General features: G+C 71.8%; 15 protein-coding genes. All 15 read left to right on the top strand.

Annotated elements, in window-relative coordinates; translation table 11 throughout:
* Positions 1 to 257 precede the first annotated feature (257 nt).
* The 15 genes from MM438_RS07645 (at position 258) to MM438_RS07575 (ending at position 15,665) form a co-directional block, all read left to right on the top strand.
* Positions 258 to 1,337: an amidohydrolase family protein gene (locus tag MM438_RS07645; RefSeq protein ID WP_241451898.1), complete on the top strand. Its 1,080-nt coding sequence runs from the start codon at positions 258 to 260 to the stop codon at positions 1,335 to 1,337.
* A 90-nt stretch (positions 1,338 to 1,427) separates the two neighbouring features.
* Positions 1,428 to 2,636, top strand: coding sequence for an ROK family transcriptional regulator (locus MM438_RS07640; RefSeq protein ID WP_241451897.1), 1,209 nt, complete (start codon positions 1,428 to 1,430; stop codon positions 2,634 to 2,636).
* A gap of 81 nt (positions 2,637 to 2,717) precedes the next feature.
* Complete coding sequence (mmsA, locus tag MM438_RS07635; RefSeq protein ID WP_241451896.1) at positions 2,718 to 4,298, top strand: multiple monosaccharide ABC transporter ATP-binding protein; 1,581 nt, start codon at positions 2,718 to 2,720, stop codon at positions 4,296 to 4,298.
* Positions 4,299 to 4,316: 18 nt separating this feature from the next.
* Entirely contained in the window at positions 4,317 to 5,591 is a 1,275-nt protein-coding gene (gene mmsB, locus MM438_RS07630) for a multiple monosaccharide ABC transporter permease (protein ID WP_241451895.1), read from the top strand.
* 90 nt (positions 5,592 to 5,681) lie between these two features.
* Positions 5,682 to 6,797, top strand: a complete 1,116-nt coding sequence (locus MM438_RS07625; RefSeq protein WP_241451894.1) for a substrate-binding domain-containing protein — start codon at positions 5,682 to 5,684, stop codon at positions 6,795 to 6,797.
* A gap of 158 nt (positions 6,798 to 6,955) precedes the next feature.
* The gene (locus tag MM438_RS07620; RefSeq protein WP_241451893.1) at positions 6,956 to 9,541 is read left to right on the top strand and encodes a putative bifunctional diguanylate cyclase/phosphodiesterase; all 2,586 of its coding nucleotides are present in this window, start codon (positions 6,956 to 6,958) and stop codon (positions 9,539 to 9,541) included.
* A 174-nt stretch (positions 9,542 to 9,715) separates the two neighbouring features.
* A complete protein-coding gene (gene rpsP / locus MM438_RS07615) occupies positions 9,716 to 10,276 on the top strand; it encodes a 30S ribosomal protein S16 (protein WP_241451892.1) in 561 nt (186 codons plus the stop codon).
* A gap of 2 nt (positions 10,277 to 10,278) precedes the next feature.
* Positions 10,279 to 10,521: an RNA-binding protein gene (locus tag MM438_RS07610; protein WP_241451891.1), complete on the top strand. Its 243-nt coding sequence runs from the start codon at positions 10,279 to 10,281 to the stop codon at positions 10,519 to 10,521.
* Positions 10,522 to 10,624: 103 nt separating this feature from the next.
* Positions 10,625 to 11,164 (top strand): ribosome maturation factor RimM, encoded by a 540-nt coding sequence (gene rimM / locus MM438_RS07605; RefSeq protein ID WP_241451890.1) that lies wholly within the window; start codon positions 10,625 to 10,627, stop codon positions 11,162 to 11,164.
* A gap of 2 nt (positions 11,165 to 11,166) precedes the next feature.
* Positions 11,167 to 12,369, top strand: coding sequence for a tRNA (guanosine(37)-N1)-methyltransferase TrmD (gene trmD / locus MM438_RS07600; RefSeq protein WP_241451889.1), 1,203 nt, complete (start codon positions 11,167 to 11,169; stop codon positions 12,367 to 12,369).
* A 252-nt stretch (positions 12,370 to 12,621) separates the two neighbouring features.
* Positions 12,622 to 12,981, top strand: coding sequence for a 50S ribosomal protein L19 (rplS, locus tag MM438_RS07595; RefSeq protein WP_241451888.1), 360 nt, complete (start codon positions 12,622 to 12,624; stop codon positions 12,979 to 12,981).
* Positions 12,982 to 13,022: 41 nt separating this feature from the next.
* Positions 13,023 to 13,700, top strand: coding sequence for a signal peptidase I (gene lepB, locus MM438_RS07590; protein WP_241451887.1), 678 nt, complete (start codon positions 13,023 to 13,025; stop codon positions 13,698 to 13,700).
* Positions 13,697 to 14,527 carry a signal peptidase I gene (gene lepB / locus MM438_RS07585; RefSeq protein ID WP_241451886.1) on the top strand — a complete coding sequence of 277 codons (831 nt, stop codon included), beginning with the start codon at positions 13,697 to 13,699 and terminating at the stop codon, positions 14,525 to 14,527. Before lepB (MM438_RS07590) ends, lepB (MM438_RS07585) begins: the two co-directional genes overlap by 4 nt.
* A complete protein-coding gene (locus MM438_RS07580) occupies positions 14,524 to 15,345 on the top strand; it encodes a ribonuclease HII (RefSeq protein WP_241451885.1) in 822 nt (273 codons plus the stop codon). The genes lepB (MM438_RS07585) and MM438_RS07580 overlap by 4 nt, the downstream gene beginning before the upstream one ends.
* Complete coding sequence (locus tag MM438_RS07575; RefSeq protein ID WP_241451884.1) at positions 15,342 to 15,665, top strand: DUF2469 domain-containing protein; 324 nt, start codon at positions 15,342 to 15,344, stop codon at positions 15,663 to 15,665. Before MM438_RS07580 ends, MM438_RS07575 begins: the two co-directional genes overlap by 4 nt.
* Positions 15,666 to 15,703 lie beyond the last annotated feature (38 nt).

The following is a 15,703-nucleotide window of genomic DNA, read 5'->3' as shown; positions in this document are numbered from 1 at the left end:
GGGTGGCGACGCTGCCGATGACCGGGCCTGTCGGACCCTCATGTCACATCCAGGAAACGGGCCGTCACCGGGCCTGGGGACGGCTCCGGACGCTTGTCTACCGCATCGGCCTGCCACTACTTCGTTGAGTGATTTGTCCTGGTCTCACAGTAATGAAGGAAGTGAGACTAAAATTACGAAGAGTTACAACACGCCACTGGGCCCGAACGTGATTCACGAACGGCCGCCGGGACGGTTCCGCCGCTAGGGTCGCCACCATGAGCGCCGCAGCCCTGCACCTGTCCGGTCCGGTCCTCGTCGGCCCCGAGGAGGTCCGGGACGAGCTGTGGGTGGTGGACGGCAGGGTGACCTTCCAGCGACCGACCGGCGACGTGGAGACCCTCGCCGGCTGGGTCCTGCCGGGGCTGGTCGACGCCCACTGCCACGTCGGGCTGGACGCCCATGGCGCGGTGGACGCCGAGACCGCCGAGCGCCAGATCCTGGGGGATCGCGCGGCCGGGACCCTGCTGATCCGGGACGCGGGCTCGCCTGCCGACACCCGCTGGATCGACGACCGGTCCGACCTGCCCGTGGTGATCCGCGCCGGGCGACACATCGCGCGCACCCGTCGATACCTCCGGGGCTATGCCGACGAGGTGGAGCCGGAGATGCTCGTCGCCGCCGTTCGCGAGCAGGCGGCGCGGGGAGACGGCTGGGTCAAGCTCGTCGGGGACTGGATCGACCGGGACACCGGCGACCTGGCACCCTGCTGGCCGGAGGAGGTCGTCGCCGCTGCCGTCGCCGCCGCGCACGAGGCCGGAGCCAGGGTCACCGCCCACTGCTTCGGCGAGGAGGTCCTGCCGCAGCTGGCCCGGGCCGGCATCGACTGCGTCGAGCACGCCACCGGGCTGCGCGGCTCGGTCGTCGACGACTTCGCCCGCCAGGGGATCGCGATCGTCCCGACCCTGGTCAACATCGCGACCTTCCCGCAGATCGCCGAGCCGGCCCGGACCAAGTTCCCGGCGTACCACCGGCACATGCTGGACCTGCACGCCGCCCGGCACGAGACGGTCCGGGCCGCGCACGAGGCCGGAGTGCCGGTGTACGTCGGCACCGACGCCGGGGGGGCGCTCCCGCACGGGCTCGTCGGGGCCGAGGCGAGGGAGCTGCGGGACGCCGGCCTGACGCCGCGCGAGGTGCTCGAGGCCATCAGCTGGGGCGCCCGTCGTTGGCTCGGGAGGCCTGGCCTGGAGGAGGGGGCGCCGGCGGACCTGTGCGTCTATGCCGCGGACCCGCGGGCGGATATCGACGTGCTGGCGTTCCCCCGAGCGGTGGTACTGCGCGGGAACATTCACTAGGTATGTAACTGTACGTACAAGTTGTGTTGACGCAAAACTACATTGTCTTCACTTCTTGACGACAGCGCCGCGGAGGGCCACAGTGGGCCCATGGTCAACGACGACACCTCGGTCCCCGGCCGAGCCCCGCGGGGCGCCGGGTCGCCCAGCGCACTACGAAGGGCCAACTACGAGAGGGTGATCGACGCCCTGAGGTCCCGGGGGGCGATGACCCAGGCGGCGCTCGCGAGGGCCACCGGCCTCTCGCCCGCCACCGTCTCCAACCTGGTCCGGGCGCTCGGCGACGAGGGTCTGGTGACGACGGGTCCCACCACCTCGTCCGGGCGTCGTGCGGTCCGGGTGGCCCTGGCCCGCAAGGAGCTCGCCGTCGCCGTCGGCGTCGACGTGGGGCGGCGGCACGTGCGCCTGCTCCTCGCCGCCGAGGACGGGTCGGTGCTCGCCGAGTCCTACGAAGGCATCGCGGCAGGTCATGGGCCCGAGCGCTGCATGGCGCTCGTGGATCTGATGCTCGATCGCACCCTGGCCGACGCCGGCGTGCGCAGGTCCGAGCTGGTCGGCGCGGGGGTCGGCATCCCCGGACCCATCGACTCGCGGACCGGCGTCGTGGGCCACGCCGCCGTCCTGCCGGAGTGGGTGGGGCTGGAGCTGCGTCCCGCGCTGGCCGAGCGCCTGGCCATGCCGGTCGTCGTGGACAACGACGCCAACCTCGGAGCCCTGGCCGAGCACCGCTGGGGCGCCCATGCCGGCGCCGAGCACCTGGTGTTTGTCAAGGTCGCGAGCGGGATCGGCGCCGGGCTCGTGCTCGGCGGGCAGGTGCATCGCGGACAGATCGGCATCACCGGCGAGCTCGGACACCTGCAGGTCCAGCCCTTCGGACCGGTGTGCCGCTGCGGCAACCGGGGGTGCCTGGAGACCGTCGCCGCCATACCGACGATGCTCTCCGCGCTGGCCGCCTCCAGCGGTCGCACCCCCCGGACCTCCGAGCTGCTGCAGCTCGTGCAGGCGCAGGACCTGGCTGCGCTGCGGGTGCTCGAGGACGCCGGCCTGGCCCTCGGGCAGGTCCTCGGCGGGCTGTGCAACCTGCTCAACCCCGAGGTCGTCCTGCTCGCCGGTCCGCTCACCGAGGTGGGAGGGCTGCTGCTCGCCGCCACCCGCCGGGGGCTGGAGCGCGCGACCCCTCCGGTGGTCGCGGCGTCGACCACGCTGGCCCTGGAGACCTTGGGTGCCCGGGCTGAGGCGCTGGGTGCCGCGGGGGCCGCCCACGAGGCGGCCCAGGTACCGCTGCGACACGCGGAGTAGTTGACGAATCCAGCAATCCAGAGTTCACTTCCTGAACATGAGACGGTGACGATGCCGTCAGGTCGCGAAGAAGGGACCACGATGAGCACGACCTTCAAGCCCCCGGAGGACCGGCCGGTTCTCCTGGAGATGGTCCGCATCACCAAGGAGTTTCCCGGCGTCAAGGCGCTGGACGAGGTCTCCATGTCCGTGCGCGCCGGCGAGGTCCACGCGATCTGCGGGGAGAACGGCGCCGGCAAGTCGACGCTGATGAAGGTGCTGTCCGGGGTCTACCCGCACGGCAGCTACGAGGGCCGGATCATGTATGGCGGCGCCGAGGTGGCCTTCCGGGACATCCGCGCCAGCGAGCGCGCCGGGATCGTGATCATCCACCAGGAGCTCGCCCTCATCCCCGAGCTGTCCATCGCGGAGAACATCTTCCTCGGCAACGAGGCCAGCCGCGGGGGCGTCATCGACTGGGTGCGCACCAACCAGCGGGCCCGCGAGCTGCTGGACATGGTGGGTCTGCGCGACGACCCCGAGACCCCGGTCAAGAACATCGGCGTCGGCAAGCAGCAGCTCGTCGAGATCGCCAAGGCGCTCAACAAGAACGTCCGGCTGCTGATCCTGGACGAGCCCACCGCCGCCCTCAACGAGGAGGACTCGGCCCACCTGCTCAACCTCATCCGCGGCCTGCGCGAGCGGGGCATCACGAGCATCATGATCAGCCACAAGCTCGGCGAGATCGCCGCGATCGCCGACTCGATCACCATCATCCGCGACGGTCGGTCGATCGAGACGCTCGACGTCCACGCAGGCGGGGTCGACGAGGACCGGATCATCCGTTCGATGGTCGGCCGCCCGCTGGACTCCCGCTTCCCCGAGTACACCCCGCAGATCGGCGAGACCCTGCTGGAGGTGCGCGGCTGGACCGTCGAGCACCCGCAGATCCCCGGCCGGCTCGTGTGCAAGCGCTCGAGCTTCACGGTCCGCCGGGGCGAGATCGTCGGCTTCGCCGGGCTCATGGGGGCCGGTCGGACCGAGCTGATGCGGTCGCTGTTCGGCCATTCCTACGGCATCTTCCGCGGGGGCGAGGCCTTCCTGGACGGGCGTCGGCTCAGCCTGACCAATGTCCCCACGGCCATCCGCGAGGGCCTGGGCTACGTCACCGAGGACCGCAAGTCGCTGGGGCTCAACCTGCTCGACGACATCAAGCGCACCACCGTCTCGGCCAAGCTCGGCAAGATCGCGCCCGCGGGCGTCGTCGACCGGGACAAGGAGTACGAGTGGGCCGACAGGTACCGCCTGTCGATGCGCACCAAGACCCCCTCGGTCGACGAGGGGGTGGACAAGCTGTCGGGCGGCAACCAGCAGAAGGTCGTCCTGGCCAAGTGGCTGTTCACCGACCCCGAGGTGCTTATCCTCGACGAGCCCACCCGCGGCATCGACGTCGGCGCCAAGTTCGAGATCTACGGGATCATCCAGCAGCTCGCGCTGGAGGGGAAGGGCGTCATCGTCGTCTCCTCCGAGCTGCCCGAGCTCCTCGGCCTGTCCGACCGCATCTACACCATCTGCGAGGGAGCCATCACCGGCTGCCTCGACCGTGAGGAGGCGACGCAGGAGAGTCTCATGCGTCTGATGACTCTCACGTCCTCCGTCCATGCACCGGCCGCCACGGCCTGACCTGGGAGCAGCAGCACCATGACCAAGCTCAAGAACGTCTTCGGGGGGGACCTGCGCCAGTTCGGGATGATCATCGCCCTGCTGGCCCTGATCGCCTTCTTCACCTGGCAGACCGACGGCCTGGCCCTCGACCCCACCAACGTCATCAACATCCTCCAGGGCAATGCCTATGTCCTGGTGCTCGCCATCGGCATGGTGCTGGTCATCATCGCCGGGCACATCGACCTGTCGGTGGGCTCGGTGGCCGCCGCGGTCGGCATCATCGTGGCGATCGCCATGCGGGACTGGCACCTGTCCTGGCCCCTGGCGATCCTCCTGGGCCTGGCCATCGGCGCCCTGATCGGCGCCTGGCAGGGCTTCTGGGTGGCCTACGTCGGGGTCCCGGCCTTCATCACCACGCTGGCGGGCATGCTCGTCTTCCGCGGCGTCAACCAGTGGATCGGCAAGTCGCTCACCATCCCGGTGCCCGAGGGCTTCCAGCAGATCGGCTCGGGCTACCTGCCCGAGGTCGGCCCCACGACCGGCTACAACAACCTCACCGTGCTCCTCGGCCTGCTCGCGTGCCTGGCCATCGTCGGGGGTGCCCTGCGCAACCGGGCCAACCAGCGGCGCATCGGCCTGCAGCGCGAGGACGCGCTGACCCTCGGGATCCGGCTGGCTCTCGTGTGCGCCGCCATCATGGGCGTGGCCATGCTCATGGCCTCCGGGCGCCGCGGAACGTCCTTCCCGGTCTCCGGTCTGATCCTCGTGGCGCTGGTGCTCCTCTACGGCTTCATCTCCAGCCGCACCGTCCTCGGTCGTCACGTGTATGCCGTCGGCGGCAACAAGCACGCCGCCGAGCTGTCCGGCGTCAAGGCCAAGAAGGTCAACTTCCTGGTCATGATGAACATGTCGATCCTTGCCGCCCTGGCCGGGATGATGTTCGTCGCCCGCTCCACCGCCTCCGGGCCGGCCGACGGCCTCGGCTGGGAGCTGGACGCCATCGCCGCCGTCTTCATCGGCGGGGCCGCGGTCAGCGGAGGCGTGGGCACCGTGGTCGGGTCGATCATCGGTGGTCTGGTCATGGCCGTCCTCAACAACGGACTGTCGCTGCTGGGCGTGACGGCCGAGATCACCGCCATCATCAAGGGGCTCGTCCTGCTCGCGGCCGTGGCCTTCGACGTGATCAACAAGATGCAGGGCCGCCCTTCGATCATCGGCCTGCTCACCAACCGCGCTGGTGGCGGCAACGCTGCCCCCACCACCGCGGAGCGCACCGAGACGACCGACGCCGTCGTCCGCTCCGAGGCCTGAGCCGGCGACGGCTCAGGACCCCCACCACGCGCGACGGCGACCCCGGCGTGCGCCATACGCCCCCAAGAATCAGCACAGACAGGAACACCCATGCGCAAGCTCACCACCTCCGTCGTCGCCCTCGCGGTCGTCGGCCTGGCCCTGACCGGCTGCGGTCGCGCCGAGGAGAAGACCACCACCTCGGCTACCACGTCGGCCCAGGCCTCCGGCGGTGCCGGCGCCTCGGGCTTCGCCAAGGACGCCCTGATCGGGGTCGCCCTGCCCAAGAAGACCTCGGAGAACTGGGTCCTCGCGGAGAACATCTTCAAGACCGACCTGGCCAAGGAAGGCTTCAAGGCCGACGTGCAGTTCGCCAACAACGGTGTGGCCGAGCAGCAGAACCAGATCCAGTCCATGGTCACCAAGGGCGCCAAGGTCCTGGTCGTCGGCGCCGTCGACGGCTCCCAGCTGGGCAGCCAGCTCAAGGCCGCCAAGCAGCAGGGCGTCACCGTGATCGCCTACGACCGCCTGCTGACCAACACCGACGCCGTCGACTACTACGTCGCCTTCGACAACTTCAAGGTCGGCGTGCTGCAGGGCACCGCCCTGCTCGACGGCCTCAAGGCCAAGAAGCCCAACGGTCCTTACGATGTCGAGCTCTTCGCCGGCTCGCCCGACGACGCCAACTCCAAGGTCTTCTTCGACGGCGCCATGAGCGTGCTGCAGCCCAAGATCAAGGACGGCACCCTCAAGGTCGTCTCCGGCCAGTCGACCTTCCAGCAGGCCGTCACCCAGGACTGGAAGGCCGAGAACGCCCAGAAGCGCATGGACAACCTGCTCGCGGCGAACTACGCCTCGGCCGCGCTGGACGGCGTCCTGTCGCCCAACGACACCCTGGCGCGCGCCGTCATGACCTCGGTCAAGCAGGCCGGCAAGCCGGTCCCGGTCGTCACCGGCCAGGACTCCGAGGTCGAGTCCGTCAAGTCGATCCTGGCGGGGGAGCAGTACTCCACCATCAACAAGGACACCCGCAAGCTGGTGGCTGCCGCGATCGAGATGACCAAGGCCCTGCAGGCCGGTCAGAAGCCCACCGTCAACGACGAGAAGTCATACAACAACGGTGTCAAGATCGTCCCGGCCAACCTCCTGGAGCCGGTCATCGTTACCAAGGCGAACGCCAAGGAGGCCTACGCCAACGACCCGACCCTCTCGGCCCTGGTGAAGTGACCTCGGTCTGAGCCGTCGCCGACGGCACGTGAACGCCTCCCCGCCTTGGCGGGGAGGCGTTCACGCTACTCCCGGTGACCGAGGGCGGCAGCACCCGAATATAACTACTAGTGACAATCCATCACTAGGAGTGCGCATCGTCGGGCATGATGTGCCCTGTGAGCCTGCACGATCCTCAGCAGAGCCGAGTCCGCGACGACTCGGCTCTCCTGCGTGTCGGGCTGGCGGCCAGCGACGCCGCGCTGCGGATCCGCCGGGCCGCCCGGGCGGCACGTCGCCTGGAGCGACTCACCCGCAACGACCCGGACCTCGCCCACGACGCCACGGTGCAGTGTGCCGTCGACCTCACCGCGGAGCTCGGCTACCTGGGGGAGAACGACCCAGGGTCCGCCCTCCAGGTCGCGGCGGGGGCGCTCCAGGTCGTCGACGACCTGCCCCCGGGCCCGTGGAGCCTGGTCGTGGAGGTCCAGGCCCAGGTCAGCCGCGGTGAGGCCCTGCTGGCCGTCGGGGACGTCGGCCGCGCCCGCGAGTGCGCCCAGGCCGCCCAGTCCTCGCTCGGACTGCCGCTGCCCGACCACCCGCTCGTCCGGCGCGCCCTCGCCGCGCACCATGCCCTCGAGGGACAGTGCGCAGCGACCGCGGGCGACGCCGAGGCGGCGATGCTGGCCTTCGGCGCCGGCCTGGACCTGGACCCCGACGGCGGCGTGCGCGGGCTGCTCCTCGCCCGCCTCGCCCAGCTGATGCTCACCCTGGGCAAGCCCGAGCTCGGCCTGCCCTATGTCGACCGCGCCCTCCAGACGGACGGACAACCGCGCTCCGACGCGGCCGACGCGCGCCTCCACGGCATTCGCGCCGAGCTGCTCCTCGCCGCGGGCCGCGGCGAGGAGGCCCTCGCCGAGAGCGAGCGGGCCGCGGGGCTCGGCGTCCGGGCCGGCCTCAACCCCAGCGAGCACCTGCGCCGGGTGGCCACCGTCAAGGCGACGATGGGTGACCCCGAGGCCCCCGACCAGCTGCGCCGTCTCGCCCACGACGAGGCCCGGACCGCGGGGGACCCCACCCTCGCCACCGTCCTCGCCCTGGCCACGGCCCACCTGCGCGCCGGGGACCCGCAGGCCGCCGTGCGCGCGCTCGCGCCGTACGCCCCCGCCCGGGCGCTGCCGAGCGCCCACCGCGAGGCGGTGTACGACGTGCTGACCGAGGCGGTCGAGCGCGCGGGTGACGAGCACGCCGCCCTGGCGCTGCTCAAGGAGCAGCGGGAGGCCAGGCGGGCGGAGCAGCGTGCGGAGTCTGCGGACCGGGCCCGCACGCTCGCCGAGCAGCACCAGGTCGACCTGCTGCGGGCCGACCTCGAGCGCTCCCGCCGCCGCGAGCAGGAGCTGCGGCTGCTCGTCCGCCAGCGCACCGCCGAGCTCACCTGGCGAGCCGCCCACGACGAGCTGACCGGGCTGTACTCGCGCGAGGCGCTGCTCGCCCGCCTGCGCATCCCCGTGGGCCCGGGCACCTGGCGGACCGTGCTCTACCTCGACCTGGACCGGTTCAAGGTGGTCAACGACGCGCACGGGCACGACGTCGGGGACGCGCTCCTGTCCGTGGTCGGGCGCCGGCTCGAGACGGCGGCCCTCGCCCTGTCCGGCAGCACCTGCGTGGCCCGCCTCGGAGGTGACGAGTTCTGCGTCCTGGTCGACAGCGAGGGCCAGCTCGACGCCGTCGCCCTGGCCCGCACCCTCGTCCTGGAGCTGGGCAGCCCCATCGACCTGCCCGGCGTGGGCGCGGTGCGCCCCGAGATCAGCATCGGGGTCGTCCAGACCGGCCCCGGCTCGCTGAGCAGCTCCGGGGGCACCGACCTCGACCTCCTGCGAGACGCCGACGTGGCGTTGCACCGCTCCAAGTCCGAGGGCGGGGGCGGGATCTACGTCTTCGGCCAGGCCGACCGCGAGCAGGCCCTGCGTCGCTTCGAGGTGGAGCACCGGGTCCGCCGCGGGCTGGAGGACGGGCGCATCCTCCCGGCATATGACCCGATCGTGGACCTGAGCACCGGACGGGTCGTCGGGGTCGAGGCCCTGTGCCGCCTGGAGGAGGACGGCCGGCGGGTGCGGGCCGCCGAGTTCATCGAGATCGCTGAGGAGTCCGGGCTGATCGACCAGCTCGGCCGGGTCGTCATGGCGGCGGCGATCCGCGACCTCGCGTCCAGCACACGCTCTCACTTCGTGGCCATCAACCTGGGGCCGCGCGAGCTGCGCCGTCCCGGGCTGCTGGCCGACCTGACCCGACGACTCGACGAGGCCGGCATCTCCCGGGAACGGCTGGTCGTCGAGGTGACCGAGCGGTCCTTCGTCGACGTGGCCTCCACCGAGGCCGAGGTGCTGCGCAGCCTCGCGGACGCCGGGGTGCGGCTGGCCATCGACGACTTCAGCACCGGCCACAGCTCGATGGTCCACCTGTCCTGGATGCCCGTGCAGCTGCTCAAGATCGACCGCTCCCTGGTCGTGCGCGCCGCCCGCAGCGACCCCGACCGCACCCTGGTCGCCGCCGTCATCGGCATGGCCCAGACGCTCGGCCTCCAGGTCGTGGCCGAGGGGATCGAGCAGGCCTGCGTCGGGCGGGTGCTGCGTGACCTGGGCTGCGACTACGCGCAGGGGCACCTCTTCGCCGAGTCCGAGACGATCGCGCAGATCCCCGAGTCGTTCGACCTCGAGCGGCTGCTGGCAGGACCCGACGACGGAGGTATGCCGGAGGGTGGGTGAACCCCGACGGCGGATGTCACGCCCCGGGCGCCGGTCTGGCATGATGGACCCTTGTATGCGTCGGGTGCGGACCCTCTCGCCGAGCCTGTCGTGTCCACCCGAGCCCGTCCGCGCCTGTCCCCACGGTGCCGTGAGCGGTCTCACCCACATCACATCCAAGGAGACACCACACTCGTGGCCGTCAAGATTCGCCTGAAGCGCATGGGCAAGATCCGTGCACCGTACTACCGCGTCGTCGTCATGGACTCGCGCGCCAAGCGCGACGGTCGTGCGATCGAGGAGATCGGTCTCTACCACCCGACCGAGCAGCCCTCCCGCATCGAGATCGACTCAGAGCGCGCGCAGTACTGGCTGGGCGTCGGCGCCCAGCCGACCGAGCAGGTCGCCGCGCTGCTGAAGATCACCGGTGACTGGCAGAAGTTCAAGGGCCTGCCGGGCGCCGAGGGCACCCTGCAGGTCAAGGAGCCCAAGCGGTCCAAGCAGGAGCTCTACAACGAGGCCCTCGCCAAGGCCGAGCTCGAGCCCAAGGAGGCTCCGAAGGCCAAGAAGGCCAAGGAGGAGCCCAAGGCCGAGGAGCCGAAGGCTGACGCCGCTCCGGCCAAGCCCACCACCGAGGCCCCCACCACGACCGACGCGACGGAGGCCGCCGAGGCCGCCGGTTCCGCGGAGGCCGAGGAGGTCCCGGCCGGCGAGTCCGTCGAGGGCGCGGCGACCGACGAGAAGGCCGAGGCCTGATCGTGCTCGAGGAGGCTCTCGAGCACCTCGTCAAGGGCATCGTCGACCACGATGACGACGTGGTGGTGCGCCGCAAGGAGCTCCGCCGCGGTGAGGTGCTCGAGATCCGCGTCCACCCGGACGACCTCGGGCGTGTCATCGGCCGATCGGGCCGCACGGCCAGCGCCCTGCGCACCGTGCTGGGCGCGCTGGCCGGTGGCAAGCAGGTCCGCGTCGACATCGTCGACACCGACCGCGTGCGCTGAGCACGCAACAGCACTGACGAGGGGCGTGTGCCGGTTCCGGCACACGCCCCTCGCGGTCTGTCCGCACCCGGGCAGGCCACAGCACCGACTGCAGGAGGACCCCATGGACGTCGTCGTCGCCCGCATCGGCAAGGCCCACGGCCTGCGCGGTGAGGTCACCGTGGAGAGCCGCACCGATGACCCGCGCTCGCGCTTCGTGCCCGGGGTGCGCTTCGCCACCGAGGCCCGTCCCGGCTCCGGGGTGCCGCGCGAGCTGACCCTGCGGTCGGCGCGCCTGCACAACGGCGTCTGGCTCCTGGCCTTCGAGGAGATCCCGGACCGCACCGGCGCCGAGTCCTTGCGCGGCACCCTGCTCGTGCTCTCCACCGACGCCATCGCGCCTGCGGACGACGAGGACGGCGAGGACGGCTACTACGAGAGCGATCTCGTGGGTCTGCGGGTCGAGGACCCGCAGGGACAGGTCGTCGGCGAGGTCGTCGGGCTCGACACCCGCGCGGTGCAGGACCTGCTGGAGGTCCGGCTGAGCGACGGGCGTGAGGCTCTGGTCCCCTTCGTCGAGGCCATCGTGCCCGTCGTCGACGTGCCGGGAGGCCGGATCGTCATGGATGCGCCGGCGGGGTTGTTCGACCTCGCGCAGGGGTGACCGTGCGCCTCGACGTCGTCTCGATCTTTCCCGACTACCTCACGCCCCTGGACCTGTCGTTGATCGGCAAGGCACGCCGGGAGGGCCTGCTGGACCTGCACGTCCACGACCTGCGGGGCTGGACGACCGACCGCCACCGCACCGTCGACGACACCCCCTACGGCGGGGGCGCCGGGATGGTCATGACGCCCGAGCCGTGGGCGCGCGCGATCGACCACCTCGCCGAGGTGGGGGACGAGAGCTATGCCGGGCGCCGGCCCCTGCTCGTCGTGCCCGGTCCTGGGGGACAGCGCTTCTCCCAGCCCATGGCCCACGAGCTCGCCGAGGAGCCCTGGCTCGCGTTCGCGTGCGGGCGGTACGAAGGGATCGACGAGCGCGTCTACGACTACGCGGCCGAGCGACTCGACGGGCGGGTGCGGATCGTCTCCCTGGGTGACTACGTCCTCAACGGCGGCGAGGTCGCGGTGCTGACCATCACCGAGGCGGTGGCCCGGCTGCTGCCGGGCGTGGTCGGCAATGCCGAGTCCCTCGTGGAGGAGTCCCACGAGGACGGCCTGCTCGAGTACCCGGTCTACACCAAGCCCGCCTCCTGGCGCGGCCGAGAGGTCCCCTCGGTGCTGCTGTCGGGCGACCACGGTGCCATCGCGTCGTGGCGGCACCAGCAGCGGCTGGAGCGGACTGCGGCCCGTCGCCCCGACCTGCTGCCGCCCGCCGCCGCGCTGACCGGCACCGACGCCGTCCCCGAGCCGGCCGTGGCAGCCGACGCGGCGGAGCTGTGGGTGCTCCGCGCCGCCGCCCGAGGGGCCCGCGACGGCGACCTGGCCGAGGGTGCCGCGTCGGCAGGTGAGCGGGCGCGGCTCGACGGCTGGCAGACCTGGGTGGTCCGCGTGGGGGGCCGCCTGGTGGCGTCGGTCGCGGGTCGCGCGCTCGACGCCGAGACCTGGCAGGTCGGCCGCCTGGTGGTCGCCCCCGACCTGACCGGACGCGGGCTCGGCCGGGCGCTGCTGGGGTATGCCGAGACCGCCGCTCCCACCGGGACCCGTCACCTCGTCGCAGACCTCGCCGACGCGGACGAGCGGGCCCGGCGCGTCGCCCGCAAGGCCGGCTATCGGCCGGCCCGGCGTCGGCGCCTGCCCGAGGGAGCCGACGAGCACGCCCATCCGGCGCCTGCAGCCCCACCGCGGACCGCCCCGGGCGGCCGCTGAGCGACCCGCTCCCCCCGGGCGGCGTGGGCCTGCCGGGGCCGCGTGCGACGACCTTTTGAGGTCAGCCCCTCGGGTCTGGCACAATTGCTCCTTGCGTTCCCGACAGACATCACGCCCCTGCCACAGGGGGAGTGGCCACCGCTGCGCGGTGGGCACGTGGCGGTCGGGGACGTCATACCGCCCACGCCCTCCTCGCCCCGGCGAGGCTGACGGCAGGACGACCTGTGGCGCCCTGCGAGAAATGGAACTCTCATGAAGAAGCTGGCCGAGTTCGACTCCGCGAGCCTGCGCTCCGACGTCCCCGACTTCCGCGCGGGGGACACCCTCAAGGTCCACGTCAAGGTCATCGAGGGCACCCGCTCGCGTGTCCAGGTCTTCCAGGGCGTCGTCATCCGCAAGTCCGGCGGCGGCATCGGCGAGACCTTCACGGTCCGCAAGATCTCCTTCGGCGTCGGTGTCGAGCGCACCTTCCCGCTGCACACCCCGGTCATCGACCGGATCGAGGTCATGACCCGTGGTGACGTCCGCCGCGCCAAGCTGTACTACCTGCGCAACCTGCGTGGCAAGGCCGCCAAGATCCGCGAGAAGCGCGAGAACATCCCCAGCAAGTGATCGCGGCCGCTGCTCCCAGGCGGGGCCGCTAGGCTTCCCTGGTGCAGCCCCAGGACCACGACAGGACCCCGGCCGACAGCACGTCGGCCGGGGTCCTGTCGTCCCGGCGCACCCGGCACCTCCTGGCGGCGGTCCTGGTCGCCTGGCTCGCCCTCGTGCTCGCCCGCACCCTCCTCGTCGACTGGTTCGCGGTGCCCAGCGCCTCCATGGAGCCCACCCTGCGGCCGGGCGAGGTGATCCTCGTCGACAAGCGGCCCGCCGCGGTCCGTCCGGGCGACGTGGTGGTCGTGGACGGCCAGAGCTTCGGCCTGGAGGACCGACGCCCCTGGGCGCGTCGGCTGCTGGGCCGGATCGCCGGGGAGTCACCGGGGCAGCACCTGGTCAAGAGAGTGATCGCCACGGCCGGGCAGCAGGTCCGGTGCTGCGACGCACAGGGGCGTCTGTTGCTGGACGGCGTCCCGCTGCGCGAGGAGTATGTCGCGAGGGGGGACACGCCCAGCGAGGTCGCGTTCTCCGTCACCGTCCCAACGGGCACACTGTGGCTGATGGGTGATCACCGCAGTCGTTCGGCCGATTCCCGGTCCCGGCTCGGCCGACCCGGCGGCGGCTTCCTGCCCGCGCGGGACGTCACCGGCCACGTGGTCCAGGTGATCTGGCCGCCCGGGCACCGCCGTGAGCTGTCCGCCCTACCCACCCCCACCCTCGGAGGAGATCGATGAGCGACGACCTGACGCCCCCGCGCAGGGACGCCGGTGAGCCGGACGAGGTCCGCAGCTCGCGAGAGCGCGGCCGGGTGACGGCCCCGGCACCCGACGAGGCGCGGCCGGGTGCCACTCGTGCCGAAGCCCAGGCCGGGCGCCGGCCAGGCCAGGACATCCTGCACGCCCTGCGGGAGTTCGTCGTCGTCGTGGTCCTCGCCATGGTGCTGTCGCTCGCGGTCAAGACCTGGCTGATGCAGGCCTTCTACATCCCCTCCGGCTCGATGGAGGACACGCTCGTGCGGGGCGACCGGGTCGTCGTGTCCAAGCTGACGCCCTCGCCCTTCTCCCTGGAGCGCGGCGACATCGTCGTCTTCGAGGACCCGGACCACTGGCTGTCGACGCTCCCCCCGACGGAACGCACCGGGATGTCCAAGGCCGTCCACGACACCCTGGTCTTCGTGGGCCTCATGCCCAACGACTCGGACAACCACCTGATCAAGCGGGTGATCGGGCTGCCCGGCGACAAGGTCAAGTGCTGCACCCCCGACGGCAAGCTCTCCATCAACGGCACTGCCGTCACCGAGCCCTACCTCAAGCCCGGCGACGCCCCCAGCAACCAGCCCTTCGACATCACGGTGCCCCCGGGCAGGCTGTGGCTGATGGGCGACCACCGCAGCGACTCGGGCGACTCCCGCCTGCACGACCCCCAGCACGACGGCTCGCAGGGCTCCGTGCCCGTCAGCAAGGTCGTCGGGCGCGCCGTGACCGTGGTCTGGCCGCTGTCGGACCTGACCTGGCTCGGTCAGCCCAGCGAGGTCTTCGCCTCGGTCCCCGACCCCAGGTGACCGGCACCGGCGCCGCTCCGCTCGCCCACCCGCCCCGTCGGGTCACGGCGGGAGCGACGACGACCCGGCCGACGCTGCGGCTGGAACGCTCTCTGCTGCGCGAGCTTCCCGAGGGGCGCCGGGTGATCGCCGCGGTGGACGAGGTGGGCCGGGGCGCGCTCGCCGGGCCCGTGAGCGTCGGGGTCGTCCTGGTCCACGAGCAGGTCGGCGCCGCGCCGACCGGCGTGCGGGACTCCAAGCTCCTGACGGCCGCCGCCCGCGAGCGCCTCGTGCCCCGGCTGCGGCGCTGGGCGCCGGCATACGGCGTGGGCCATGCCTCGCCGGCCGAGATCGACGAGCACGGGATCATGGCCGGGCTCCGCCTTGCTGCGAGGCGCGCGCTCGACCGCACCACGGCTGCGGGGCTGATACCCACGCTGGTCCTGCTGGACGGCAACCACGACTGGTTCACCGAGCCGGACCGGGTGGGCCTGCTGGGTGCCTGGGACGACGAGGTCCTCCCGGTCCGGACGATGGTCAAGGCGGACGTGCGGTGCTCGTCGGTGGCCGCCGCGAGTGTGCTGGCCAAGGTCGAGCGGGACGCGATCATGGTCGGTCTCGCGGCGTCCGGGGACGTGGCCGAGGACTACGGCTTCGCCGACAACAAGGGCTACGCCGCCCCCGGGCACCTGGACGCGCTGTCGCGGCTGGGGCCCACCGTGCACCACCGGCGCTCCTGGCGGCTGCCGGGCGTGCTGCCGCAGGGTGGTGTGATGGAGGATGATGGGGGGCCGGCCCGCGTGCCGGACGTCGACGACGAGGAAGAGCAGGGGCGATGAGCGCAGAGGACCTGGAGCGCTACGAGACCGAGATGGAGCTGGCGCTGTATCGCGAGTATCGCGACGTCGTCGGCCTCTTCTCGCACGTCGTGGAGACCGAGCGGCGGTTCTACCTGTGCAACTCGGTGGACGTGCGGGTCCGTTCGGACGGCGGCGAGGTCTACTTCGACGTCACCATGTCCGACGCCTGGGTGTGGGACGTCTACCGCCCGGCCCGGTTCGTCAAGAACGTGCGGGTCGTGACCTTCAAGGACGTCAACGTCGAGGAGCTCGCCAAGTCCGAGCTGGACCTCGCCAAGGACCCCGGCTTCCCGCGCTGAGCCCCGGAACCCCCCTCCGGCGGGGCTTTGTCCCCAGC

This window comes from Arsenicicoccus dermatophilus, assembly GCF_022568795.1.
Classification (GTDB): Bacteria; Actinomycetota; Actinomycetes; order Actinomycetales; family Dermatophilaceae; genus Arsenicicoccus; species Arsenicicoccus dermatophilus.
This window is presented reverse-complemented; position numbering and strand designations above follow the sequence as displayed.